The following is an 18,603-nucleotide window of genomic DNA, read 5'->3' as shown; positions in this document are numbered from 1 at the left end:
GATGAGGCGATTCTAGGTGGGGTGCCGCGCCCGTGCGCGGGCGCGCCGAACCGTATGATCCCGGACCATGGAATTCGTCATGCTCCTGGCCGACTTCATCCTCCACGTGGACAAGCACCTGGAGACTTTCGTGGCCAATTACGGGGCGTGGGTGTACGCGCTGCTGTTCCTGATCATCTTCGTCGAAACCGGCGTCGTCGTCATGCCCTTCCTGCCCGGCGACTCGCTGTTGTTCGTCGTGGGTGCGATGTGCGGCGTCGGCCTCATGAGCTACCCGCTGTCGGTGGTGCTGCTGACGGCGGCGGCGATCCTGGGCAACCAGAGCAACTACACGATCGGCCATTACTTCGGCCCGAAGGTGTTCCAGTGGGAGGACTCGCGCTATTTCAACAAGCGCGCGTTCAACCAGGCGCACGCCTTCTACGAGAAGTACGGCGGCATCACGATCGTGCTGGCGCGGTTCATGCCTTTCCTGCGCACCTTCGCGCCCTTCGTCGCCGGCGTGGCCGACATGACGCGCGGCAAGTTCACGTTCTACGACGTGACCGGCGGCGCGCTGTGGGTAGGCAGCATCGTCACCGCGGGCTACCTGTTCGGCAGCGTGCCGTGGGTGAAGGACAACCTGGAGAAGATCATCTGGGCGATGATCCTCATCCCGGGTGTGATCGTGCTTTTCGGCGCCTGGAAGGCGCGGCGCCGGGCGCCCGCCTGACGCCGCGCGGCCCCGGCCGGGGCCCGGTGGCTCCAATTAGTAAGAATGCTTATGATTGGCGCCGGAGACCCCGCCATGAACGCGCCCGCCACCCTGTCGCGCTGGAACCGCCCCGAATCCAGCCGCGTGCCTTTCTGGGCCTACACCGACACGCAGCTGTACCAGCGCGAGCTGGAGAAGATCTTCTACGGCGACCACTGGAGCTACGTGGGCCTGGCCATCGAGATCCCCAACACCGGTGACTTCAAACTGACCTGGGTCGGCGAGCGCCAGGTGATCCTGGTGCGCGACCGCGTCGCGCCGAAGGACCGCGCCACGGACAGGGGCATCCGCGTGGTGGAGAACCGCTGCGCCCACCGCGGCGTGCGCTTCTGCCAGCAGCCGCATGGCAACGCGCGCAGCTTCGTCTGCCCCTACCACCAGTGGACGTACAAGCTCAATGGCGACCTGGCGGGCCTGCCGTTCAAGGACGGCGTGCCGGCCACCGACGATGCGGGCGAGGCTTGCGTCAACGGCGGCATGCCGGCGGACTTCGACCTGAAGCAGCACGGGTTGGCGAAGCTGCGGGTTGCGGTGCTGCATGGCCTCGTCTTCGCGACGTTCAGCGAGACGGCACCGGCGTTCGAGGACTACATCGGCCCGAACGTGATGCCGTGGCTGGACCGGATCTTCAAGGGGCGAGAGCTCACGCTGCTGGGCTACAACCGCCAGCGCATCCCGGGCAACTGGAAATTGATGATGGAGAACATCAAGGACCCGTACCACCCCGGCCTGCTGCACACCTGGTTCGTCACCTTCGGCCTGTGGCGCGCCGACCAGAAAAGCCGCATGGTCATGGACGACCATGGCCGGCACGCGGTGATGATCTCGCGCCGCAACGACGGCGGCGAGAACAAGACGGTGACGCAGGGCGTGACCTCGTTCAAGGCCGACATGGCACTGAACGACACGCGCCTGCTCGACGTGGTGCCCGAGGCGTGGTGGAAGGTGCCCGACCCGTCCAACCCCGGCGTCGAGATCACGCCCACCGTCACGATGATCACGCTGTTCCCCTCGCTGATCATCCAGCAGCAGGTCAACTCGCTGTCCACCCGGCACATCGTCCCGCGCGGCGAAGGCGAATTCGACTTCGTCTGGACGCACTTCGGTTTCGCCGACGACACGCCGGAGATGACGCAGCGCCGCCTGCGCCAGGCCAACCTGTTCGGGCCCGCGGGGTTCGTGAGCGCGGATGACGGCGAGGTGATCGAGCTGTCGCAACGCGGCTTCGCGCAGGCGGGCGAGGGCGGCGAGACGCTGTGCGAGCTGGGCGGCACAGGGACGGGCGGCACGGAGCACATGGTCACCGAGACGCTGATCCGCAGCATGTACGCCTATTGGCGCAAGGTGATGGGCGTATGAGCCTGGAGCTCGAAGCGCAAGTCAACCGCCTGAACGCGGACTACGCCGCCGCGCTCGACGAAGGGCGCTTCACGGACTGGCCGGAATTCTTTCTCGACGGCGCCAGCTACAAGGTGCAGGCGCGCGAGAACTTCGACCGCAAGCTCCCGCTGGCGCTGATCGCGCTGGAGAGCAAGGGGATGATGAAGGACCGCGTCTACGGCGTGACGCAGACGATCTACCACGCGCCGTACTACATGCGGCACGTGATAGGCCCGGCGCGGGTGCTGGGCGCAGACGGTGACCTGGTGAGGGCCCAGTCGAACTACGCCGTGTTCCGCACCCGCCCGGGGGACTCGAGCGAGGTGTACAGCGTGGGGCGCTACATCGACGAGATCGTGCGCACCGAAGCCGGCCTGCGATTCGCAAGCCGGCTTTGCGTGTACGACAGCGAGATGGTGCTCAACTCGCTGATCTACCCGATTTAGCGCTTGGCGGCTTCGTTGCCGAGCAGGCCACCGCCCACGGCACCGGCCACGGCGCCCGGCGTACCGGCAACCGCGCCACCCACCACGCCGCCGACGGCCGCGCCACCCACCGTGTAGGCGGTCTGGCGGTCCATGGAAGCGCAACCCGTCAGGGCCAGGACGGAAGCGGCCACGGCCGCTGCAAAGATCGACTTCATATGCACACCTCTTCTGTTGAACTGCAGGCGCATGGGGTTGGCCCATGCTTGGTCGGCCTGTGCGAACGACTCTAGGGAGGCGGGCGCAGGCGGGGTGTAGGACCGGTCAGAGGCGGCGAGTCGGTGCGGGGAGTGACCGCCGGGCAGACGGTGACGCTGAGCCAGCGCGCTTTCAGACCGTGCGGCTGCGCGCGAGCGGCGGGTTCTTCGAGAAGTAGCGGTGGATGCCGCGCATGATCGCGTCGGCCAGCTGGTCCTGGTAGGCGTCGCTGCGCAGGCGCTGTTCTTCCTCGGGGTTGCTGATGAAGGCCGTCTCCACCAGCACGCTGGGGATGTCGGGCGCCTTCAGCACCGCGAAGCCGGCCTGCTCCACCTGGCCCTTGTGCAGCTTGCCGACGCCGCCGATCTCGCCGAGCAGCGCGCCGCCGAGGTTCATGCTGTCCTTGATCTGCGCCGTGGTGCTCATGTCGAGCATGGCGTGCGCCACCTGCGCGTCGTGCGACTTGATGTTGACGCCGCCGATCAGGTCCGCCCTGTTCTCCTTGTCGGCGAGCCAGCGCGCCGCGCTGCTCGACGCGCCGCCCTGGCTCAGGGCGAACACGCTGGCGCCGCGCGCCGTGGGCGTCATGAAGGCGTCGGCATGGATGCTGACGAACAGGTCGGCCTGCACGCGCCGCGCCTTCTGCACGCGCACGTGCAGCGGCACGAAGAAGTCGGCGTCGCGCGTGAGGAAGGCGCGCATGGGGCTGCCGTTCATCGCACTGGCGTTGATGCGCTCCTTCAGGCGGTGCGCGATCTGCAGCACCACGTCCTTCTCGCGCGTGCCGCCGGGGCCGACGGCGCCGGGGTCCTCGCCGCCGTGGCCGGGGTCGAGCGCGACGACGATGAGGCGGTCGGTCTTCTCGGGCTTGGCCACCGGCGTCGGCTCGAAAGGCGCGGGCGGCGGTTTCTTGTCCAGCTGGTGCTGCGCGATCAGTTCGCCGAGCGGGTCGCCTTCGGGCGCCAGCGGCTTGGTACCCGGGCGGTCGCGCATGCGCTCGCGGATCAGCGCCTCCAGCGGGTCGACCTGCTTGACGGGGTAGAAGTCGAACACCAGCCGGTGCTGGTACGCGGCCACCGGCTGCAGCGTGAACACTTGCGGTGACGCGGGCTGCTTCAGGTCGACGATCAGCCGCACCACGCCCGGCGCGTGCTGCGAGGCGCGGATGCCGGCGATGTTCGGGTCGTCGGCGCGCACCTTGCCGACCAGCTCCTTCAATTGCGCGCTCAGCTCCAGGCCCTGGATGTCGACGGCCAGGCGCGGCGGGGCGACCAGTTCCGTCTGCGTGGACTTCAGCGGCGCGTCCGATTCGATGGTGACGCGCGAGTACTCCGGCGCGGGCCACACGCGCACGGCGACGATGCTGGCGCCGCGCGCGATCTGCCCGGCGCCGATCAGCAGCACCACGGGCCCGGCCTTGAGCAGGTCGCGCCGCTTCATTGCAGCAGCTCCATGCCGCGCGGCGTGTTCGCATGCAGGGCGACATGGCGCGTGTCGTCGGCATCGGCCTCGATGCGCATGACGAGGTCCGCCACCGGCAGCAGCGCCGCCGCCTTCTCGGGCCATTCGGCCAGCTTCAGGCCCGGCCCCGCGAAGATGTCGCGAAAGCCCGCGTCTTTCCATTCGCGCGGGTCGTTGAAGCGGTAGAAGTCGAAGTGGTAGACCGTGAAGCCGGGCGCGTCGTGCGGCTCCATCACCGTGTACGTGGGGCTCTTGATGCGCTCGCCGATGCCCAGCGCGCGCAGCAGGTGGCGCACGAACGTGGTCTTGCCCGCGCCCAGGTCGCCGTGCAGCTCGATGAACGCATCGGCCAGCGCGGGATGGGTGGCGAGCTCGGCGGCGAAGGCGCGCGTCGCCTCCTCGTCCGGCCAGGAAAGCGCACGGACGCTCATTCCTACAATCGGCGGGTGGCGTTCGATGGCGTTCAGGTGGATGGTCCTTCGCTGGTGGCGGACATACGCCACTGGGCGGATGAGCTTGGATTTTCCAGCATCGGAGTGGCCGGCGTCGACCTGAGTTCCGCGGAACCGGGCCTGGGAGCCTGGCTCTCCAACGGATTTCACGGCGAAATGGCCTACATGGCGCTCCACGGCCTCAAAAGGGCCCGCCCCGCCGAACTCGTCCCGGGCACCGTGAGCGTGATCACGGCCCGCATGGACTACCTGCCGGCCAGCACCCCGGACGGCTGGCAAGGCATCGAATTCGAGCGCCTGCGCCGCCCCGGCGAGGCCGTCGTCTCCATGTACGCGCGGGGCCGCGACTACCACAAGGTCATGCGTTCGCGGCTGCAGAAGCTGGCCGAACGCATCGAAAGCGCGGTCGGGCCCTTCGGCCACCGCGTGTTCACCGACTCGGCGCCGGTTCTGGAAGCCGAGCTTTCCGTGCGCAGCGGCCACGGCTGGCGCGGCAAGCACACGCTGGTGCTCTCGCGCGAGGCCGGCTCCATGTTCTTCCTGGGCGAGATCTACGTCGACCTGAAGCTGCCCGAGAGCCTACCGGTCACCGAGCACTGCGGCACCTGCCAGGCCTGCATCGACATCTGCCCGACCAGCGCCATCGTTGCGCCGATGAAGCTCGATGCGCGCCGCTGCATCTCCTACCTGACCATCGAGCATGCGGGGCCGATCCCCGTCGAACTGCGGCCGCTGATCGCGAACCGCATCTACGGCTGCGACGACTGCCAGTTGATCTGCCCCTGGAACAAGTTCGCGCGCAAGAGCGCCTTGCCTGATTTCGACGAACGCGAGGGGCTGTCGGGCGCGCAGCTCGTGACGCTCTTCGCGTGGACCGAAGAAGAGTTCCTGCGATTCACCGAAGGCAGCGCGATCCGGCGGATCGGGCACGAGCGGTGGTTGCGGAACATCGCCGTGGGTTTGGGCAATGCGCTCCGCTCAACCCGCGACGCGGACATCCGTGCCGCGTTGCAGGCAAGGGCAGGGCATCCGAGCCCGCTGGTGCGCGAGCACGTGGAGTGGGCACTGGTGCAGTGACGGTCCGGGCCAGCCTAGCGAAGGAGCCCGAGGGCAAACGGCAGGCTGACGATCCCCAGCAACGTCGACAGAGTGACCAGCCCCGCAACGTACGGTGCGTTGTAGCCCATTCGGGCTGCGAGCACATAAGAACTCGATGCAGTCGGCAGCGCGGAGAACGCCAACAAGATGGCGGTCTGCACATCATCAAGTCCGAATGCACGCGAGAGCAGGAAGCCAACGAGGGGCGTGAAGAAGTGGCGGATGGACAGCACACCCACCGTCAACGCCTTGTTCGTCGCCATCGAGGCGAAGTGAAGCCCCGCGCCCGCGGTCATCAGGCCCAGCGCGATTGACGCACTCCCGATCCGCAACAGCGTCGGCTCGGCGAACGCCGGGATGCGAAGGCCCGCGAAGTTGAAAGCCAGCCCCGCTGCCGTCGCGACGATCAGGGGATTGCGGATCAACGCCCGGAGGAAGCCGCTTTGCCCGTGCCGGGCCATGGGCCACACCGCGCCGACGTTGAACAGCGGCACGCAGAAGCCGATGAGCACCGCGATCAGCTGCAGGCCGCGCGCATCGGCCAGGCGCTCGGCGAGCGCCAGCGCGATGAAGGAATTGAAGCGGAACGCCACCTGCGCCGCGCCGGCATGGTCGCGCCGGTCGATGTGACGGCCGAGCACAGGGACGTAGGGCAGGGCGTAGGCCATGGCGATGCCGCACAGGCCCATGGCCAGGCCTGCACCGATGAGGCTGGATGCCTCGCGCACGTCCAGCGGGCTGCGCACGATGGACGTGAACAGCAGCACCGGGAAGAGGAAGTAGTAGACGAGGCTTTCGACCGGCTCCCAGATGCCACGGCCGAGCGGGGTGAAGCGGCAGATGAGGAACCCGCACAGGATCAGCGAAAAGTCGGGAAAGAGCAGTTGCGCGAAGTTCACCCGCGCAGAATAGCGGAGCGACGTTGGGGCTTTCCCCTATGTGTAATCCACAAATATTCATCCGGTGGATGCCCGTACGATCACGCCCGAATCGCTTTCCACCATGCAAGGAGCTCCCATGAAACGCCGTCTCTGGCTCGCGACCGCCGCACTCACGCTGGCCGCCCCGGCCGCCTTCGCCCAGGCCTACCCGAACAAGCCGGTCCGCCTCGTCGTGCCCTTTGCGCCCGGCGGCACCACGGACATCATTGCCCGCGTGATCTCCGAGCCCCTCGGCAAGGCGCTGGGCCAGGCCGTGGTGGTGGAGAACAAGGCCGGCGGCGGCGGCGTGATCGGCGCGACCGAGACGGCGCGCTCGGTGCCCGATGGCTACGCGCTGGGCGTCGCCACCGTCTCCACGACGGCCGCGAACCCGGCCATCAACCCGAAGATCCCGTACAACCCGGTTACCGACTTCACGCCCATCACCAACATCGCGGCCACGCCCAACGTGATCGCGGTGCACCCGAGCTTCCCCGCGAAGGACTACAAGACCTTCCTCGAGGTGCTGAAGAAGAACCCCGGCAAGTACTCGTACTCCTCCTCCGGCACGGGCGGCATCGGGCACCTGCAGATGGAGCTGTTCAAGAGCATGTCGGGCACCTTCGTCACGCACATCCCGTACCGCGGCGCCGGCCCGGCGCTGAACGACACGGTGGCGGGCCAGGTGCCCATGATCTTCGACAACCTGCCTTCGGCGCTGCAGTTCATCAAGGACAAGCGCCTGGTCCCGATCGTGGTGGCCGCGCCGCAGCGCCTGAAGGAGCTGCCCGACGTGCCCACGTTCAAGGAGGTGGGGCTGGAGCCGGTGAACCGCATGGCCTACTACGGCATCTACGGCCCGAAGAACCTGCCGGCCGACGTGGTGGCGAAGATCCACGACGGCGTCGTCAAGTCGCTGCAGGACCCGGCGGTGCGCAAGCGCATCGAGGACACGGGCTCGCTCGTCATCGGCAACACGCCGCAGCAGTTCGGCGAGCAGATCAAGGCCGAGTTCGCGGTCTACAAGAAGGTCGTCGAGACCGCGAAGCTGAAGCTCGATTGACGCTCAGGTCGCGGCACTCGCCGCGATCTCCCGCGCGAGCTTGCCGAAGCGCTGGCGGTACTTCGCCGGCGTCATGCCCACCTTGCGCTTGAACAGCTTCGTGAAGAAGCTGTTGTCGCTGTAGCCCACGTCGACGGCGATGGCCTCGATGGCCGTGTCGCCCGTCTCCAGCAGGTGCTTGGCCTCCTCCAGGCGCACGTGGTGGATGTATTCCATCGGCGTCATGCCGGTGGCCGCGGCGAAGCGGCGCTTGAAGGTGCGCTCGGCCAGGCCCGTGATGCGCGCCATGTCGGCCACGGGCGCATCCGCCTCGGCGTAGTGCTGCGCCACCCATTGCTGCGCGCGCTCGATCACCGGGTCGGCCGCGCGTGCGCCGTGCGTGAGCGACGCGTACGCGAGCGGGCTGGACACCTGCAGGTCCATCAGGTTGATCCGCGCCACGCGCATCGCGTCCTCGGGCCCGGCATGGCGCGCGACCAGGGCCAGCGCCAGCATGTGCCAGGCCACGCCGCTGCCCGCCATCAGGATGCGCTTGCCCGGGCCGGTGGAGACCAGGCCGCGGTCCGCGTACCAGCGCGTGGTGGGGTGCAGGCGCTGCAGCGCGTCGCAGAAGGCCCAGTGCGACGTGGCCTCGAGGCCGTCGAGCAGGCCCGTGCGCGCGAGCAGGACGGCGCCCGAGCAGGCCGACGCCAGCGTGGCGCCCGCTTCGTGGCAGCGCAGGAGCCACGCGATGGATTCGTCGAAGCCGTCGGCCGCGCCGTCGGGCGCGACGACCAGGTCGGCCACGATGGCGATGGCCGGTGACTGGCATTCCTTGAAGCCGCAGTGCGGCGTGACGACCACGCCGTTGACGGTTTCCACCGGCCGGCCGTCGGGGCTGACGATCAGCGGGCGGAACGGCGAGTCCTGCATTTGCTCGCCGTGCAGGATGCTCCAGTCCCGGCGCACGCTGGCGAGGATGTCGTAGAGCCCGTAGAGCGTGGACGCCGTCGACTCCGGCAGCGCCAGCAGGGCGACCTCGATGGGGGTCGGCATGGCAGAAATGTCCGGTTTGTTGCAGGACCGACCTCAGTGTAGGGCGGGCTCTTCGCGGACGATTCCGTGCTTCTCCCGACCCCGACCCCCAACCATGCAAGTCACCGACATCCTCCTCATCGCTTCCTTCCTGCCTTACCCGGTTTTCCTGCTCCTCGAACGCTTCGCCGCCGCCCGCTGGCAGCCGCGCGTGAAGTTGTGGAAGACCACCGGCCTCGTCTTCGTCGCCCTCTACGCCGGCGTGGGCGTGGGCCTGCCGCTGCTCATGCCCGCCTCGTGGTTCGAGCACAGCCTGCTGCCCGGCGCCGCGCTGGGCGTGGCCGGCGGCGCGCTCGTGGGCTTCCTCGTGCTCACGCTCGTGAACTACGCCTGGCACCGCAGCGTGCACCGCGTGCCGCTCCTGTGGCGCATGTTCCACCAGATGCACCACAGCGCGCAGCGCCTCGACGTCTCCGGCGCGTTCGTCTTCCACCCGAGCGAGATGGCGGCGTACACCGTGATCGCCGTCGTCGTCACCGGCCCCGTGCTCGGCCTCGACCCGGTGGCCGCGGCCATCGTGGGCTTCATCGGCAACTTCAACGCCGTGTTCCAGCACGCCGACATCCGCACGCCGGCGTGGATCGGCTGGTTCGTGCAGCGCCCCGAGGCGCACAGCGTGCACCACGCCTACGACGTCCATGCGTTCAACTACAGCGACTTCCCGCTGTGGGACCGCCTCTTCGGCACCTACCGCGCCGCCGGGCATTTCAAGCCGCGCGTCGGTTTTGACGACCAGCGCAGCGGCCGCTGGGTCGACATGGCCATTGCCCGCGACGTCCATGCGCCCGACTTCTCCCTGGCCGGTGCGCGCGAGGGGGCACGATGAGCGCCGTCCAGCTGCGCAACGTGCGCCTGGCGACGGGCGTCACCCTGCAGGTCGCCGAACGCGGCCGCGGCACGCCGGTGCTGTTCCTGCACGGCCTGACCGATTCGCTGCACTCGTGGGACCCGGTGCTGCCCCTGCTGCCCGACGGCGTGCACGCCTTCGCCCTGTCGCAGCGCGGCCATGGCCGCTCCGACAAGCCCGAAGCCGGCTACGACAGCGCCGACTTCGCGCGGGACGCGGCGGAATTCATCCGCGAGATGGGCCTGGGCCCGATGTGGATCGTCGGCCACTCCATGGGCACGGCCAACGCGCTGCGCCTGGCGGTGGACGCGCCGGGGCTCGTGCGCGGGCTGGTCCTCGTCGGCACCTTCGCCGGCTTCAGCCGCAACGAGGCCTTCGAGCCTTTCTACCGCGAGGCCCTGGTGCCCTTGACCGACCCGGTGCCCGACGCGCTGGCGCGCGAATTCCAGCTGTCCACGCTGGCTTCGCCCGTCGACGCCGATTTCGTCGAGCACATGATCCGCCAGAGCCTGATGGTCCCGGCGCACGTGTGGCGCCTGGCCAGCGCGGGCCTGCTCAAGGACGACATCGGCGACACGCGATCCATCCGCAAGCCCGTGCAGCTGCACTGGGGCGACCAGGACGCCTTCACCGGCAAGGCCGACCAGGCCGAATTGCTCGCGCGGCTGCACGGCTCGCACCTGGTCGTCTATCCTGCTGTCGGCCACGCGGTGCATTGGGAACAGCCGGCGCGCTTCGTGGCCCGCCTGGTCGCCTTCATGCGCGACAGCGAACGAACCCACGACAGGACAACCGAATGAACGCGAACGCATCCCTGCCCCAGCTCGAAGGCGGCTGGTTCCTCACCGACGGCGGCATCGAGACGGTGCTGATCTACCAGGACGGCGTGGAGCTGCCCGAGTTCGCCGCGTACGTGCTGATGCTCACACCCGAGGGCCGCGACACCTTGCGCCGCTACTACCGGCGTTACCTCGATCTCGCGGCGGCGACAGGGGAGGCCGGCTACATCCTCGAGAGCCCCACCTGGCGCGCCGGCGCGCAGTGGGGCGCGAAGCTCGGCCACGACGTCGAGACGATCCAGCGCATCAACCGCGAAGCCGTGAAGCTGATGGGCGAATTGCGCTCCGAATACGCGGCGCGCATCGCGGGGCCCATCGTCGTGAGCGGCTGCGTCGGCCCGCGCGGCGACGGCTACGTGGCCGCGAGCGGCGTGCCCGAGGAGGACATGCGCCGCGCGCACCAGCCGCAGGTGGACGCGCTGGCGGAAGCGGGCGCGGACATGGTCACGGCGATCACCATGACCACCACCGCCGAAGCCATCGGCGTGGCGCGGGCGTGCGCCCGTGTGCAACGCCCCTTCGCCATCTCGTTCACGCTGGAGACCGACGGCAAGCTGCCCAGCGGGCAAGGCCTGCGCGAGGCGATCGAGGCGGTCGACGCCGATTGCGCCGCGCGCGGCGCCGCGAAGCCCGCCTACTACATGGTCAACTGCGCGCACCCGACGCACTTCGAGCGCGTGCTCCAGGAGCCCGGCGCGTGGCGCGACCGCATCCAGGGCGTGCGGGCCAATGCGTCGACGCGCAGCCACGCGGAGCTCGACGTGATGACACAGCTGGATGCCGGCGACCCCATCGACCTGGGCGGCTGCTACCGGCGCCTGCGCCAGCCGCTGTCGCGCCTGAACGTGCTGGGCGGCTGCTGCGGCACCGACCACCGCCACGTCGCGGCCATGAGCGCGGCCTGGCGCACGGCGGCCGCCTAGGACGACCGCCCGCCGCCGCGTCGTCCCGCGGCGATCCGGCGTGTAGGACGCTTTTGCAATCTCTCCCACTGGGGGCGGCGGCGTGCAACATTGCGCACGCCGCCGGCCCACGCCGCGAGCCTTTGTTCCTATAAAGAAGGCCGCTGATGGGAGACACGACGATGAAGAAGCTGCTGGCGGCCGCGGCCGCCGCCCTGATGGCCTGCGCGGCGCACGCGCAGGCGCCCCTGGCCAACTGCGCGAACATGTCGGCGATCCAGGTGCCCGGCGCGGAGAAGCAGGACGCGATCTGCGTGGCGGACCTGTCCACGCGCTACCTCATCGCGATGAACCGCACGGACCCGAGCGACTGGGGCACGCTGCATTCGCAGGCCACGCGCAACCCCGTGGGGGCGGTGCCGGGCATCCAGGTCGACGGCTACTTCCCCGACACGTCCACCACCAACGGCTACTACGGCTGGTTCCACGACGCGCAGTTCGTCATCCGCCTGCCCGACAACTGGAACGGCAAGCTGGTGGTCACCGGCGCGCCCGGCGTGCGCCGCCAGTACGCCAACGACTTCATCCTGTCCGACTGGTTCGTCGCGCGCGGCTATGCGTATGCGTCCACCGACAAGGGCAACAGCGGCACCAGCTTCCAGAACGACGGCGTGAACCCCGGTGACGCGATCGCCGAGTGGCACCGCCGCGTGACCGAGCTGACGATCGCCGCGAAGGAAGTGGTGCGCCAGCGCTACGGCAAGCTGCCCGCGTACACGTACATGACGGGCCTGTCGAACGGCGGCTACCTCACGCGCTACGCGATCGAGAACCGCCCGGACCTGTACGACGGCGGCGTCGACTGGGAAGGCGTCTTCTGGCGGCCCGAGGGCCCCAACATCCTCACGTCGCTGCCGCCGGCCCTGCGCTGGTATCCCACGTGGCGCGCCACGGGCGATTCGGCCGCGTACGAGAAGATCATCGCGGCCGGCTACGCGCGCGGCTCGGAATTCCTCTGGGAACACCACTACGGGGTCTACTGGGACCTGAGCCAGCGCACCTACCGCGAGGAGATGGACCCGACGTACGACGGCGCCTTGAACGGCGGCATCGCCTTCTGCGCCTCGGGCGTGCCGTACTGCGACGCCGACTACGTCTACGCCGACCGCCCGCCCGCGGTGGCGCAGGCCGTGGACCGCATCTCGGTCACGGGCCGCATCGGCAAGCCCCTGATCACGCTGCACGGCACGCTCGACTCGCTGCTGCCGATCCGCACCAACTCCGACAACTACGCCGAACTGATCCGCAAGGCGGGGCGCAGCAACATGCACCGCTACTACGTGGTGGAGGCGGGCAACCACGTGGACCAGCTCTACGACGAGTTCCCCGACAAGCTGCGGCCCATCACGCCGTGCTACCGCGCCGCGTTCATCGCGCTGGAGGCGTGGGTGGAAGGCAAGGGCAAGCGCGCGCCGCCGGCCAACAAGGTGATCCCGCGCGCCGGGACCGACCTCGCGAACGTGTGCTCGCTGGAGTGAGCGCCTAGCCGGCCTGCAGCACGCGGATCAGCGCGTCGATCACGTCGCTGCCGCCGTCGGGCGACTTCAGGCGGTGCTGCTTGAGCGAGCGCGCCAGGTCCGCCTGGCCGAGCACGCGGTGGTCGGCGCGGATCAGGATCGCCGCGATCGCACGCTGCACGTCGACCGACTTGGCCGAGGGGAACAGCCGCGCGATCTCGCGCAGGCTCTCCGGGTCCGACACGCGCTGGCGGGCCAGCGTCTCCAGGGCGCGGACCTGCGCGCCGGGCGTCGGCATCTTGCCGATCGACGAAGCGACGGTGCGCATCTCGCTGCTGTCCGTCAGCGGGCGGTGGCGCAGGTAGGTCTGCACCATGGCGACGTCCTGGGTGTCCGCGCTGGCCATCGCACGCACGACGCGCGCGTGCGCCTCGGCGTTGCCCAGGCAGGCGAGGGCGGCGAAGGGCGCCACCTTGCTCGACTTGAAGACGCCCGTGGCCAGCGGCTTCAGCGCGGATTCGCTGCCCGCATCGCGTTCACGGGTGCAGGCCATGTCGATCTCCTCACGGCCGACGTCGTCGCGCGCCACGCGTTCGCCCAGCATGCGCAGGAACTCGGCCTGCTCCTGCGAGGGCGTGAGCCAGCCGATGTTGCGGGCGAAGGCCATCATGCGCATGCGCGCGGGCGATTCGGAAGCGGTGCGGGCGAAGTCCAGGTAGCGCTCGCGCGTGGCCTGGTCGCGGGCCAGCGACGCGAAGGCCGCGGCCGTCTTCGATTCGAAGCGCTGCTTGGGGCCGATCGCGTTGGCGAAGCGCTCCAGCTGCTCCTGCAGCATGCGCACTTCCTGCAGGTCGCCCTTGAGCACCTCGTGCAGGAACTCGACCTTCTGCGCCGGCGAGAGGCGGTCGTCGATGAAGCGGCAGGCGTCGGCGCGCAGCTTGGCCTGCGGATCGGCATTCGTGATGCCCGGCGTGACCGTCATCGATACCTGCGCAAAGGCCCCGAGCAGCTTCTGGTTGACCTTGCCGCTGCCCACCTCGGGCTGCGTCTGCAGCCAGCGCTCGACCACCGGGCCGGCGTAGCGGCCCAGCGGCGCCTTCGACGAGAAGCCGTAGATGACAGGCACGTCCTTGAAGATGTGCCGGATGCGGTCGCGGTTGCTCAGCGCGTGCTGCTCGGGCAGCGGCTTGAGCGTGTTGCAGCCGAAGAGGTAGACCTCCTTCAGGTTCGCGAAGACGCCAGGGCAGGAATCGCTGCACGAGGCGCGCTCCATTTCCGCGACGGTGAGGTACTCGCTTTTCTCGTTGCTGTCCGTGTAGAACTCGTCGCCGCCGTCGAAGTGGCCGGAGATGATGAGCGCGTCGCACTGCACCTTGGCCTGGCAGGCCGAGGCGAGCCAGTCGGGGCGGTTGCGCTCGACCAGTTCGACGAACTTGTAGTCGCCGGGCGGCAGGTGGCGCTTGAACATCTCGCGCTCATCGGCCGAGTTGACGGTGATGGTGCAGACGGTCTTGGTCGCGGCCTCGGCGGCGAAGGACACGAGCGCGGCAAGCGCAGCCCCGACGAGGAGCGCGTGACGGAACAACGAAGGGGTGTGCATCGAGCGGTACTGCTGGCTCAGCGCGAAACGAGCGGGCAGTATTGCACAGGCACCGCCGTGGCGTAGTTTGTTACGCGACCCCTCGCGAAACCGTGACGGATGTCAGGAAATCTGCTGCAAACGCGCGATCAGCGCGTCCACCATGCTGTCCCCGCGCGCTGCCGACAGGCGGTGTTCGCGCAGCGTCGGCAGCATGTCGGCGGCCGAAACGGAACGCCGGTCGGCGCGGATCAGCACGCCCGCGATCGCGTTCTGCACGGCGGCCGACTTGGTGCGCGCGAACAGTTCCTTCAGCGTCGCGACGCTCTCGCGATCGTTCAGGTAATGGCGGCCGAGCGTGTCGAGCGCGCGGACCTGCGCTTCCGGCGCGGACATGCGGGTGATGGCGCGGGTCACGCCGCGCAGCTCGGCGGCGTCGGCGATGGGCCGCTGGCGCAGGTAGGCCTGGGCCACCTGCACTTCGGCATCCGACGTGCTCACGAGGTTCTCCAACACGCGGTTGCGCGCTTCGGTGCTGCCCAGGCACGCGAGCACGGCCGATGGCCCGGCGGCATCGGGACGCGAGGCCCGGGCCGCCACCTGCTGCAAGGCGCCGTCCAGTTCGCGCTGCTCGTTCAACTTGCAGGCGAGGTTGACCTCGGCCGCGCCCACTTCCTTGCGCGCCACCATGTCTCCGAGCGTGGCGACGATTTCCTTGCGGCGGTCCTCCGCGGACAGCCAGCCGAAGCCCTGGGCCAGCTGGATCATCCGCGCGCGCACGGGCAACTGGTCGGCGTCGCGTGCGAAGGCCATGTAGCGGTCACGCACCTGGGTGTCGCGTGCGATGCCCTCGAGCGCCTGCGCCACGGCGGGCGAAGCGCGCTTGCCGGTGTCCAGCGTCGCCATGAAGCGCTCGATGCGATCGAGCAGCAGGCGCGACTCGGCGATGGGCCGGCGCATCATCTCGTGGATCGCATCGACCTTCTTCGCTTCCGTCGCGCCGTCGTCGGCGAGGTTGCAGATGTCGCGGCGCAGCGGCATGAGGGGATCGGACTCCGCCATGCCGCGCGTCGACACCATGCTGTGCTGGGCGAAGTTGCGCAGCAGGCTCGCGCTGGCGCGGCCCTTGCCGACTTCGCCGGGCCCGGCCTGCTGGAAGTAGCGGTTGAGCGACACGGCGGCGACGGGGCCGAGCGGCGCCACCGAAGAAAAGCCGTAGATCACCGGCACCTGCGGGAACACCATGCGCATGCGGTCGCGGCTGGATTCGCCACGCTGCAGGCCGAGCCGCTTGGCCAGCTGCGCGGCGTCCATCTGGTTGCGGCCTTCGCGCAGCAGGCTGCGCTGGATTTCTTCGGAGGCCGTCAGCTGCGGCTGCGGGTTGAGCGTGTTGCACCCGAAGAGGTAGACCTCCTTCAGGTTTGCGAAGAGCTTGGGACACGAATTGGAGCAGGACACGCGCTCCAGCTCCTCGATGTCCAGGTGCTCGTTGATGTCCAGCGCGTCGGAGAAGAAGACGTTGCCTTCGCCGTGGTGGCCGGAGATCACGAGCACGTCGCAGCTCACCTTGGCCTGGCAGGCGGAGGCGAGCCAATCCTTGCGCCCGCGCTCGACGAGCTCGACGAACTCGTACTTGTCGGGCGACAGGTACTTGCGGAACGTCTTCTGTTCGTCCGCCGAATTGATGGTGATGGTGCAGACGGTCTGCTTGCCCGCCCACGCGAGCGGCGCCAGAAGGCTGAGGCAGACGGCCAACGCGCGGAACAGCATGCGCATGGCGTGAAAAACTCCAGGGCCGTACAACGATGAGCGACTATGAGGCTCATCACCTGCGCGGCCCTGTAGGAAGCGCTCAGGCGGCGGGTGTCGGTGCGGGTCGACTCAGCACGCGTGCTATCGTCCGGCGCGATGTCGGATGGCAGCATCGATTCCTTCATCGACGCCCTGTGGCTCGAGGAGGGGCTGTCGAAGAACACGCTGGCGGCTTACCGGCGCGACCTCGTGCTGTTCGGCGAATGGCTCGTGAAAAAAGACCGGTCGCTCACGACCGCGACCGAGTCGGACATCAACGCCTACTTCGCGGCGCGGCACGGCGAGAGCAAGGCGACCACCGCCAACCGGCGCCTCACGGTATTCCGCCGCTACTTCCGGTGGGCGCTGCGCGAGGGCTTCGTCCAGGCCGACCCCACCTTGCGCCTGCAGGCGGCCAAGCAGCCGCTGCGCGTGCCGAAGACGCTGACCGAGACGCAAGTCGAGGCCTTGCTCGCCGCACCCGACGTCGACATGCCTCTCGGCTTGCGCGACCGCACGATGCTGGAGCTGATCTACGCGAGCGGCCTGCGCGTGAGCGAGCTGGTGGGCCTGAAGACCTTCGCCGTGTCCATGAACGAGCACGTGCTGCGCGTGACCGGCAAGGGCGGCAAGGAGCGGCTGGTGCCTTTTGGCCAGGTGGCGGGCGACTGGATCCAGCGCTACCTGCGCGATGCGCGGCAACGGATCCTGGGGGAACAGCAGACCGAGGACCTGTTCGTCACCGCGCGCGGCGAAGGCATGTCGCGCGCCATGTTCTGGGTGATCGTGAAGAAGTACGCGCGCGCGGCGGGCATCACGTCACCGCTGTCGCCGCACACCTTGCGCCACGCGTTCGCCACGCACCTGCTCAATCATGGCGCCGACCTGCGCGCGGTGCAGATGCTGCTGGGGCACGCCGACATCTCGACGACCACGATCTACACGCACGTGGCGCGCGAGCGGCTGAAGCAGCTGCACGCGCGGCACCACCCGCGCGGGTGATCAGGGCGCGGCGATGCGCTGCGTGCGCACGTCGCTGTCGCCCATCGCGCCGGTGAAGTTCCACGCGAGCGCGAAGCCGGAACCGACACGCGATGCGACCAGGGGCCGCGACATGCCCGATGCGGCGTCCACCGCAGCACCCACCGCATTGCCCGAGGCGTCGAAGCGCTGCGCCAGCGAAGGCAGGCCGTACATCTGGCGCGTCACCGTGACCCAGCCGCCGTCCGCCAGGGCGACGCCCGTCTCCGGCGCGGCCGCGAGGCGCACCGGGGCGCCGCTCGCGCCGCCGGATGCATCGAGCAATTGCAGGTAGGCGCCGCCCGAACCCATGGACCACAGCGCGAAGCGGCCGTCGGCCAGCGGCGCGAGCGAGGTGTTGAACTCGGGCAGGCCCGCGTTCGCGTCGGCGAGGGCGCCGACGTCGCGGCCCGCGATGCGGTACTGCACGTAGCCGATGCCCTGCCAGCGATGCGTGACGCCCGCGACGAAGGTGCCGCCGGGCGCGGCGACCAGCGTGAGGGACACGTTCTGTTCCGCGCCGCCGGCCGCGAAGTCCACCGGTGCGCCGTTCGCGCGCAATTGAGCGTCGAGGCGTTGCGCATGCTGCGACTGCACGTTGCCCGGGTGCATCTGCGCCCAGCCGACGGCGATGCCGCCGTCGTCGAGCGCGAGCAGCACGGGCTGGCGAACGCCGGCTCCCGTGGCCACCACCGCTTCGCTGCCGTCGCCGCGGCGCACGACGATGCCGCGCGCTTCCGAGGACGCCGTGACGACGGTTCCGTCGGGCAAGACCGCGGCAGCGGCATCCGGGGATGCGCCGGCGATCGGCGTTTCGCTGCCGGCCTTCGCCCCTTGCGCGTCGTAGCGCTGGACGAACAGGCCCGCCGCGGCGGACCAGGTGACGGCATAGCCGCCGCCGGCCAGTGCGGACACGTTGCGGATGGACTGGTTGCCTGCCAGCGTGGTGTTCGCCACATCGGCGGCGGCCACGGAGACGCCCACGGCCTGCGCGGGCGCGGCTGTGGGTGCCGGTGTGGGCGACGCCGGAGTCGCACCCGGAGCCTGTGTTCCGGCGGGAGCCGCGACCTGCGCCGCGGTCGTCGCGGCAAGCGGCGCTTCGCCGGTGCCGCCACCGCCGCCGCCGCACGCGGCCAGCAGCGCGACCATTGCCGCTGCCAGGATGAATCGGGGTTGCACGTTGGAGGCCGTGCGGCCGGGTGCTGCGCCTTGCGCCATGGGTA

The 18,603-nt window shown here is 69.3% G+C and carries 18 protein-coding genes; 10 read left to right on the top strand and 8 right to left on the bottom strand.

The window, feature by feature from the left end; genetic code table 11:
* The first annotated feature begins 67 nt into the window (after window positions 1-67).
* The 3 genes from WG903_RS16390 (at window position 68) to WG903_RS16380 (ending at window position 2,580) form a co-directional block, all read left to right on the top strand.
* On the top strand, window positions 68-712 hold the full coding sequence (locus WG903_RS16390; protein WP_340077363.1) for a VTT domain-containing protein: 645 nt from the start codon (window positions 68-70) through the stop codon (window positions 710-712).
* Between the two features lie 75 nt (window positions 713-787).
* Complete coding sequence (locus WG903_RS16385) at window positions 788-2,113, top strand: aromatic ring-hydroxylating dioxygenase subunit alpha (RefSeq protein WP_340077361.1); 1,326 nt, start codon at window positions 788-790, stop codon at window positions 2,111-2,113.
* Window positions 2,110-2,580: an aromatic-ring-hydroxylating dioxygenase subunit beta gene (locus WG903_RS16380; RefSeq protein ID WP_340077359.1), complete on the top strand. Its 471-nt coding sequence runs from the start codon at window positions 2,110-2,112 to the stop codon at window positions 2,578-2,580. Before WG903_RS16385 ends, WG903_RS16380 begins: the two co-directional genes overlap by 4 nt.
* On the opposite strand, the gene WG903_RS16375 is transcribed toward WG903_RS16380, so the two are convergent.
* The 3 genes from WG903_RS16375 to tsaE form a co-directional block, all read right to left on the bottom strand.
* The gene (locus WG903_RS16375) at window positions 2,577-2,777 is read right to left on the bottom strand and encodes an osmotically inducible lipoprotein OsmB (RefSeq protein ID WP_340077357.1); all 201 of its coding nucleotides are present in this window, start codon (window positions 2,775-2,777) and stop codon (window positions 2,577-2,579) included. The genes WG903_RS16380 and WG903_RS16375 overlap by 4 nt on opposite strands.
* A gap of 172 nt (window positions 2,778-2,949) precedes the next feature.
* Window positions 2,950-4,257, bottom strand: a complete 1,308-nt coding sequence (locus WG903_RS16370) for an N-acetylmuramoyl-L-alanine amidase (RefSeq protein ID WP_340077355.1) — start codon at window positions 4,255-4,257, stop codon at window positions 2,950-2,952.
* Window positions 4,254-4,709, bottom strand: coding sequence for a tRNA (adenosine(37)-N6)-threonylcarbamoyltransferase complex ATPase subunit type 1 TsaE (tsaE, locus tag WG903_RS16365; RefSeq protein WP_340077353.1), 456 nt, complete (start codon window positions 4,707-4,709; stop codon window positions 4,254-4,256). Before tsaE ends, WG903_RS16370 begins: the two co-directional genes overlap by 4 nt.
* A 15-nt stretch (window positions 4,710-4,724) precedes the next feature.
* On the opposite strand from tsaE, the gene queG reads away from it, so the two are divergent.
* Complete coding sequence (queG, locus tag WG903_RS16360) at window positions 4,725-5,807, top strand: tRNA epoxyqueuosine(34) reductase QueG (RefSeq protein ID WP_340077351.1); 1,083 nt, start codon at window positions 4,725-4,727, stop codon at window positions 5,805-5,807.
* 14 nt (window positions 5,808-5,821) lie between these two features.
* Here queG and WG903_RS16355 read toward each other — a convergent pair whose 3' ends face one another.
* Entirely contained in the window at window positions 5,822-6,727 is a 906-nt protein-coding gene (locus WG903_RS16355; protein WP_340077349.1) for an AEC family transporter, read from the bottom strand.
* Between the two features lie 118 nt (window positions 6,728-6,845).
* Between WG903_RS16355 and WG903_RS16350 the strand changes: the two genes are divergently transcribed.
* Window positions 6,846-7,811, top strand: a complete 966-nt coding sequence (locus WG903_RS16350) for a tripartite tricarboxylate transporter substrate binding protein BugE (RefSeq protein ID WP_340077347.1) — start codon at window positions 6,846-6,848, stop codon at window positions 7,809-7,811.
* Between the two features lie 3 nt (window positions 7,812-7,814).
* Here WG903_RS16350 and WG903_RS16345 read toward each other — a convergent pair whose 3' ends face one another.
* Window positions 7,815-8,846, bottom strand: coding sequence for a GlxA family transcriptional regulator (locus WG903_RS16345; protein WP_340077345.1), 1,032 nt, complete (start codon window positions 8,844-8,846; stop codon window positions 7,815-7,817).
* 94 nt (window positions 8,847-8,940) lie between these two features.
* Here WG903_RS16345 and WG903_RS16340 point away from each other — a divergent pair, with 94 nt between their 5' ends.
* The 4 genes from WG903_RS16340 (at window position 8,941) to WG903_RS16325 (ending at window position 13,011) form a co-directional block, all read left to right on the top strand.
* Window positions 8,941-9,711 carry a sterol desaturase family protein gene (locus WG903_RS16340; protein ID WP_340077343.1) on the top strand — a complete coding sequence of 257 codons (771 nt, stop codon included), beginning with the start codon at window positions 8,941-8,943 and terminating at the stop codon, window positions 9,709-9,711.
* Window positions 9,708-10,532 (top strand): alpha/beta fold hydrolase, encoded by an 825-nt coding sequence (locus WG903_RS16335; protein WP_340077341.1) that lies wholly within the window; start codon window positions 9,708-9,710, stop codon window positions 10,530-10,532. The genes WG903_RS16340 and WG903_RS16335 overlap by 4 nt, the downstream gene beginning before the upstream one ends.
* Window positions 10,529-11,494 carry a homocysteine S-methyltransferase family protein gene (locus WG903_RS16330; RefSeq protein ID WP_340077339.1) on the top strand — a complete coding sequence of 322 codons (966 nt, stop codon included), beginning with the start codon at window positions 10,529-10,531 and terminating at the stop codon, window positions 11,492-11,494. The genes WG903_RS16335 and WG903_RS16330 overlap by 4 nt, the downstream gene beginning before the upstream one ends.
* A 146-nt stretch (window positions 11,495-11,640) precedes the next feature.
* Window positions 11,641-13,011 carry a tannase/feruloyl esterase family alpha/beta hydrolase gene (locus tag WG903_RS16325; protein WP_340077337.1) on the top strand — a complete coding sequence of 457 codons (1,371 nt, stop codon included), beginning with the start codon at window positions 11,641-11,643 and terminating at the stop codon, window positions 13,009-13,011.
* Window positions 13,012-13,015: 4 nt separating this feature from the next.
* Here WG903_RS16325 and WG903_RS16320 read toward each other — a convergent pair whose 3' ends face one another.
* Entirely contained in the window at window positions 13,016-14,590 is a 1,575-nt protein-coding gene (locus WG903_RS16320) for a hypothetical protein (protein ID WP_340077335.1), read from the bottom strand.
* 102 nt (window positions 14,591-14,692) lie between these two features.
* Window positions 14,693-16,345, bottom strand: a complete 1,653-nt coding sequence (locus WG903_RS16315; protein ID WP_340077333.1) for a hypothetical protein — start codon at window positions 16,343-16,345, stop codon at window positions 14,693-14,695.
* A gap of 132 nt (window positions 16,346-16,477) precedes the next feature.
* Here WG903_RS16315 and xerD point away from each other — a divergent pair, with 132 nt between their 5' ends.
* Window positions 16,478-17,362 carry a site-specific tyrosine recombinase XerD gene (gene xerD, locus WG903_RS16310; RefSeq protein WP_340077331.1) on the top strand — a complete coding sequence of 295 codons (885 nt, stop codon included), beginning with the start codon at window positions 16,478-16,480 and terminating at the stop codon, window positions 17,360-17,362.
* Here the strand turns inward: xerD and WG903_RS16305 are convergent, their stop codons facing one another.
* Complete coding sequence (locus WG903_RS16305; protein ID WP_340077329.1) at window positions 17,363-18,598, bottom strand: hypothetical protein; 1,236 nt, start codon at window positions 18,596-18,598, stop codon at window positions 17,363-17,365.
* Between the last annotated feature and the right edge of the window lie 5 nt (window positions 18,599-18,603).

Origin of the sequence: Ramlibacter sp. PS4R-6, assembly GCF_037572775.1 — a bacterium.
Lineage (GTDB): Bacteria > Pseudomonadota > Gammaproteobacteria > Burkholderiales > Burkholderiaceae_C > Ramlibacter.
Note: the sequence above shows the minus strand (reverse complement) of the source record. Positions and strands in the feature narration are given on the sequence as shown.

Bases quoted from the DNA above. Each gene is read 5' to 3' on its own strand.
- WG903_RS16390 (WP_340077363.1), top strand. From the start codon at position 68: ATGGAATTCGTCATGCTCCTGGCCGACTTCATCCTCCACGTGGACAAG.
- WG903_RS16385 (WP_340077361.1), top strand. From the start codon at position 788: ATGAACGCGCCCGCCACCCTGTCGCGCTGGAACCGCCCCGAATCCAGC.
- WG903_RS16380 (WP_340077359.1), top strand. From the start codon at position 2,110: ATGAGCCTGGAGCTCGAAGCGCAAGTCAACCGCCTGAACGCGGACTAC.
- WG903_RS16375 (WP_340077357.1), bottom strand. From the start codon at position 2,777: ATGAAGTCGATCTTTGCAGCGGCCGTGGCCGCTTCCGTCCTGGCCCTG.
- WG903_RS16370 (WP_340077355.1), bottom strand. From the start codon at position 4,257: ATGAAGCGGCGCGACCTGCTCAAGGCCGGGCCCGTGGTGCTGCTGATC.
- tsaE (WP_340077353.1), bottom strand. From the start codon at position 4,709: ATGAGCGTCCGTGCGCTTTCCTGGCCGGACGAGGAGGCGACGCGCGCC.
- WG903_RS16350 (WP_340077347.1), top strand. From the start codon at position 6,846: ATGAAACGCCGTCTCTGGCTCGCGACCGCCGCACTCACGCTGGCCGCC.
- WG903_RS16345 (WP_340077345.1), bottom strand. From the start codon at position 8,846: ATGCCGACCCCCATCGAGGTCGCCCTGCTGGCGCTGCCGGAGTCGACG.
- WG903_RS16340 (WP_340077343.1), top strand. From the start codon at position 8,941: ATGCAAGTCACCGACATCCTCCTCATCGCTTCCTTCCTGCCTTACCCG.
- WG903_RS16335 (WP_340077341.1), top strand. From the start codon at position 9,708: ATGAGCGCCGTCCAGCTGCGCAACGTGCGCCTGGCGACGGGCGTCACC.
- WG903_RS16330 (WP_340077339.1), top strand. From the start codon at position 10,529: ATGAACGCGAACGCATCCCTGCCCCAGCTCGAAGGCGGCTGGTTCCTC.
- WG903_RS16325 (WP_340077337.1), top strand. From the start codon at position 11,641: ATGGGAGACACGACGATGAAGAAGCTGCTGGCGGCCGCGGCCGCCGCC.
- WG903_RS16320 (WP_340077335.1), bottom strand. From the start codon at position 14,590: ATGCACACCCCTTCGTTGTTCCGTCACGCGCTCCTCGTCGGGGCTGCG.
- WG903_RS16315 (WP_340077333.1), bottom strand. From the start codon at position 16,345: ATGCGCATGCTGTTCCGCGCGTTGGCCGTCTGCCTCAGCCTTCTGGCG.
- xerD (WP_340077331.1), top strand. From the start codon at position 16,478: ATGTCGGATGGCAGCATCGATTCCTTCATCGACGCCCTGTGGCTCGAG.
- WG903_RS16305 (WP_340077329.1), bottom strand. From the start codon at position 18,598: ATGGCGCAAGGCGCAGCACCCGGCCGCACGGCCTCCAACGTGCAACCC.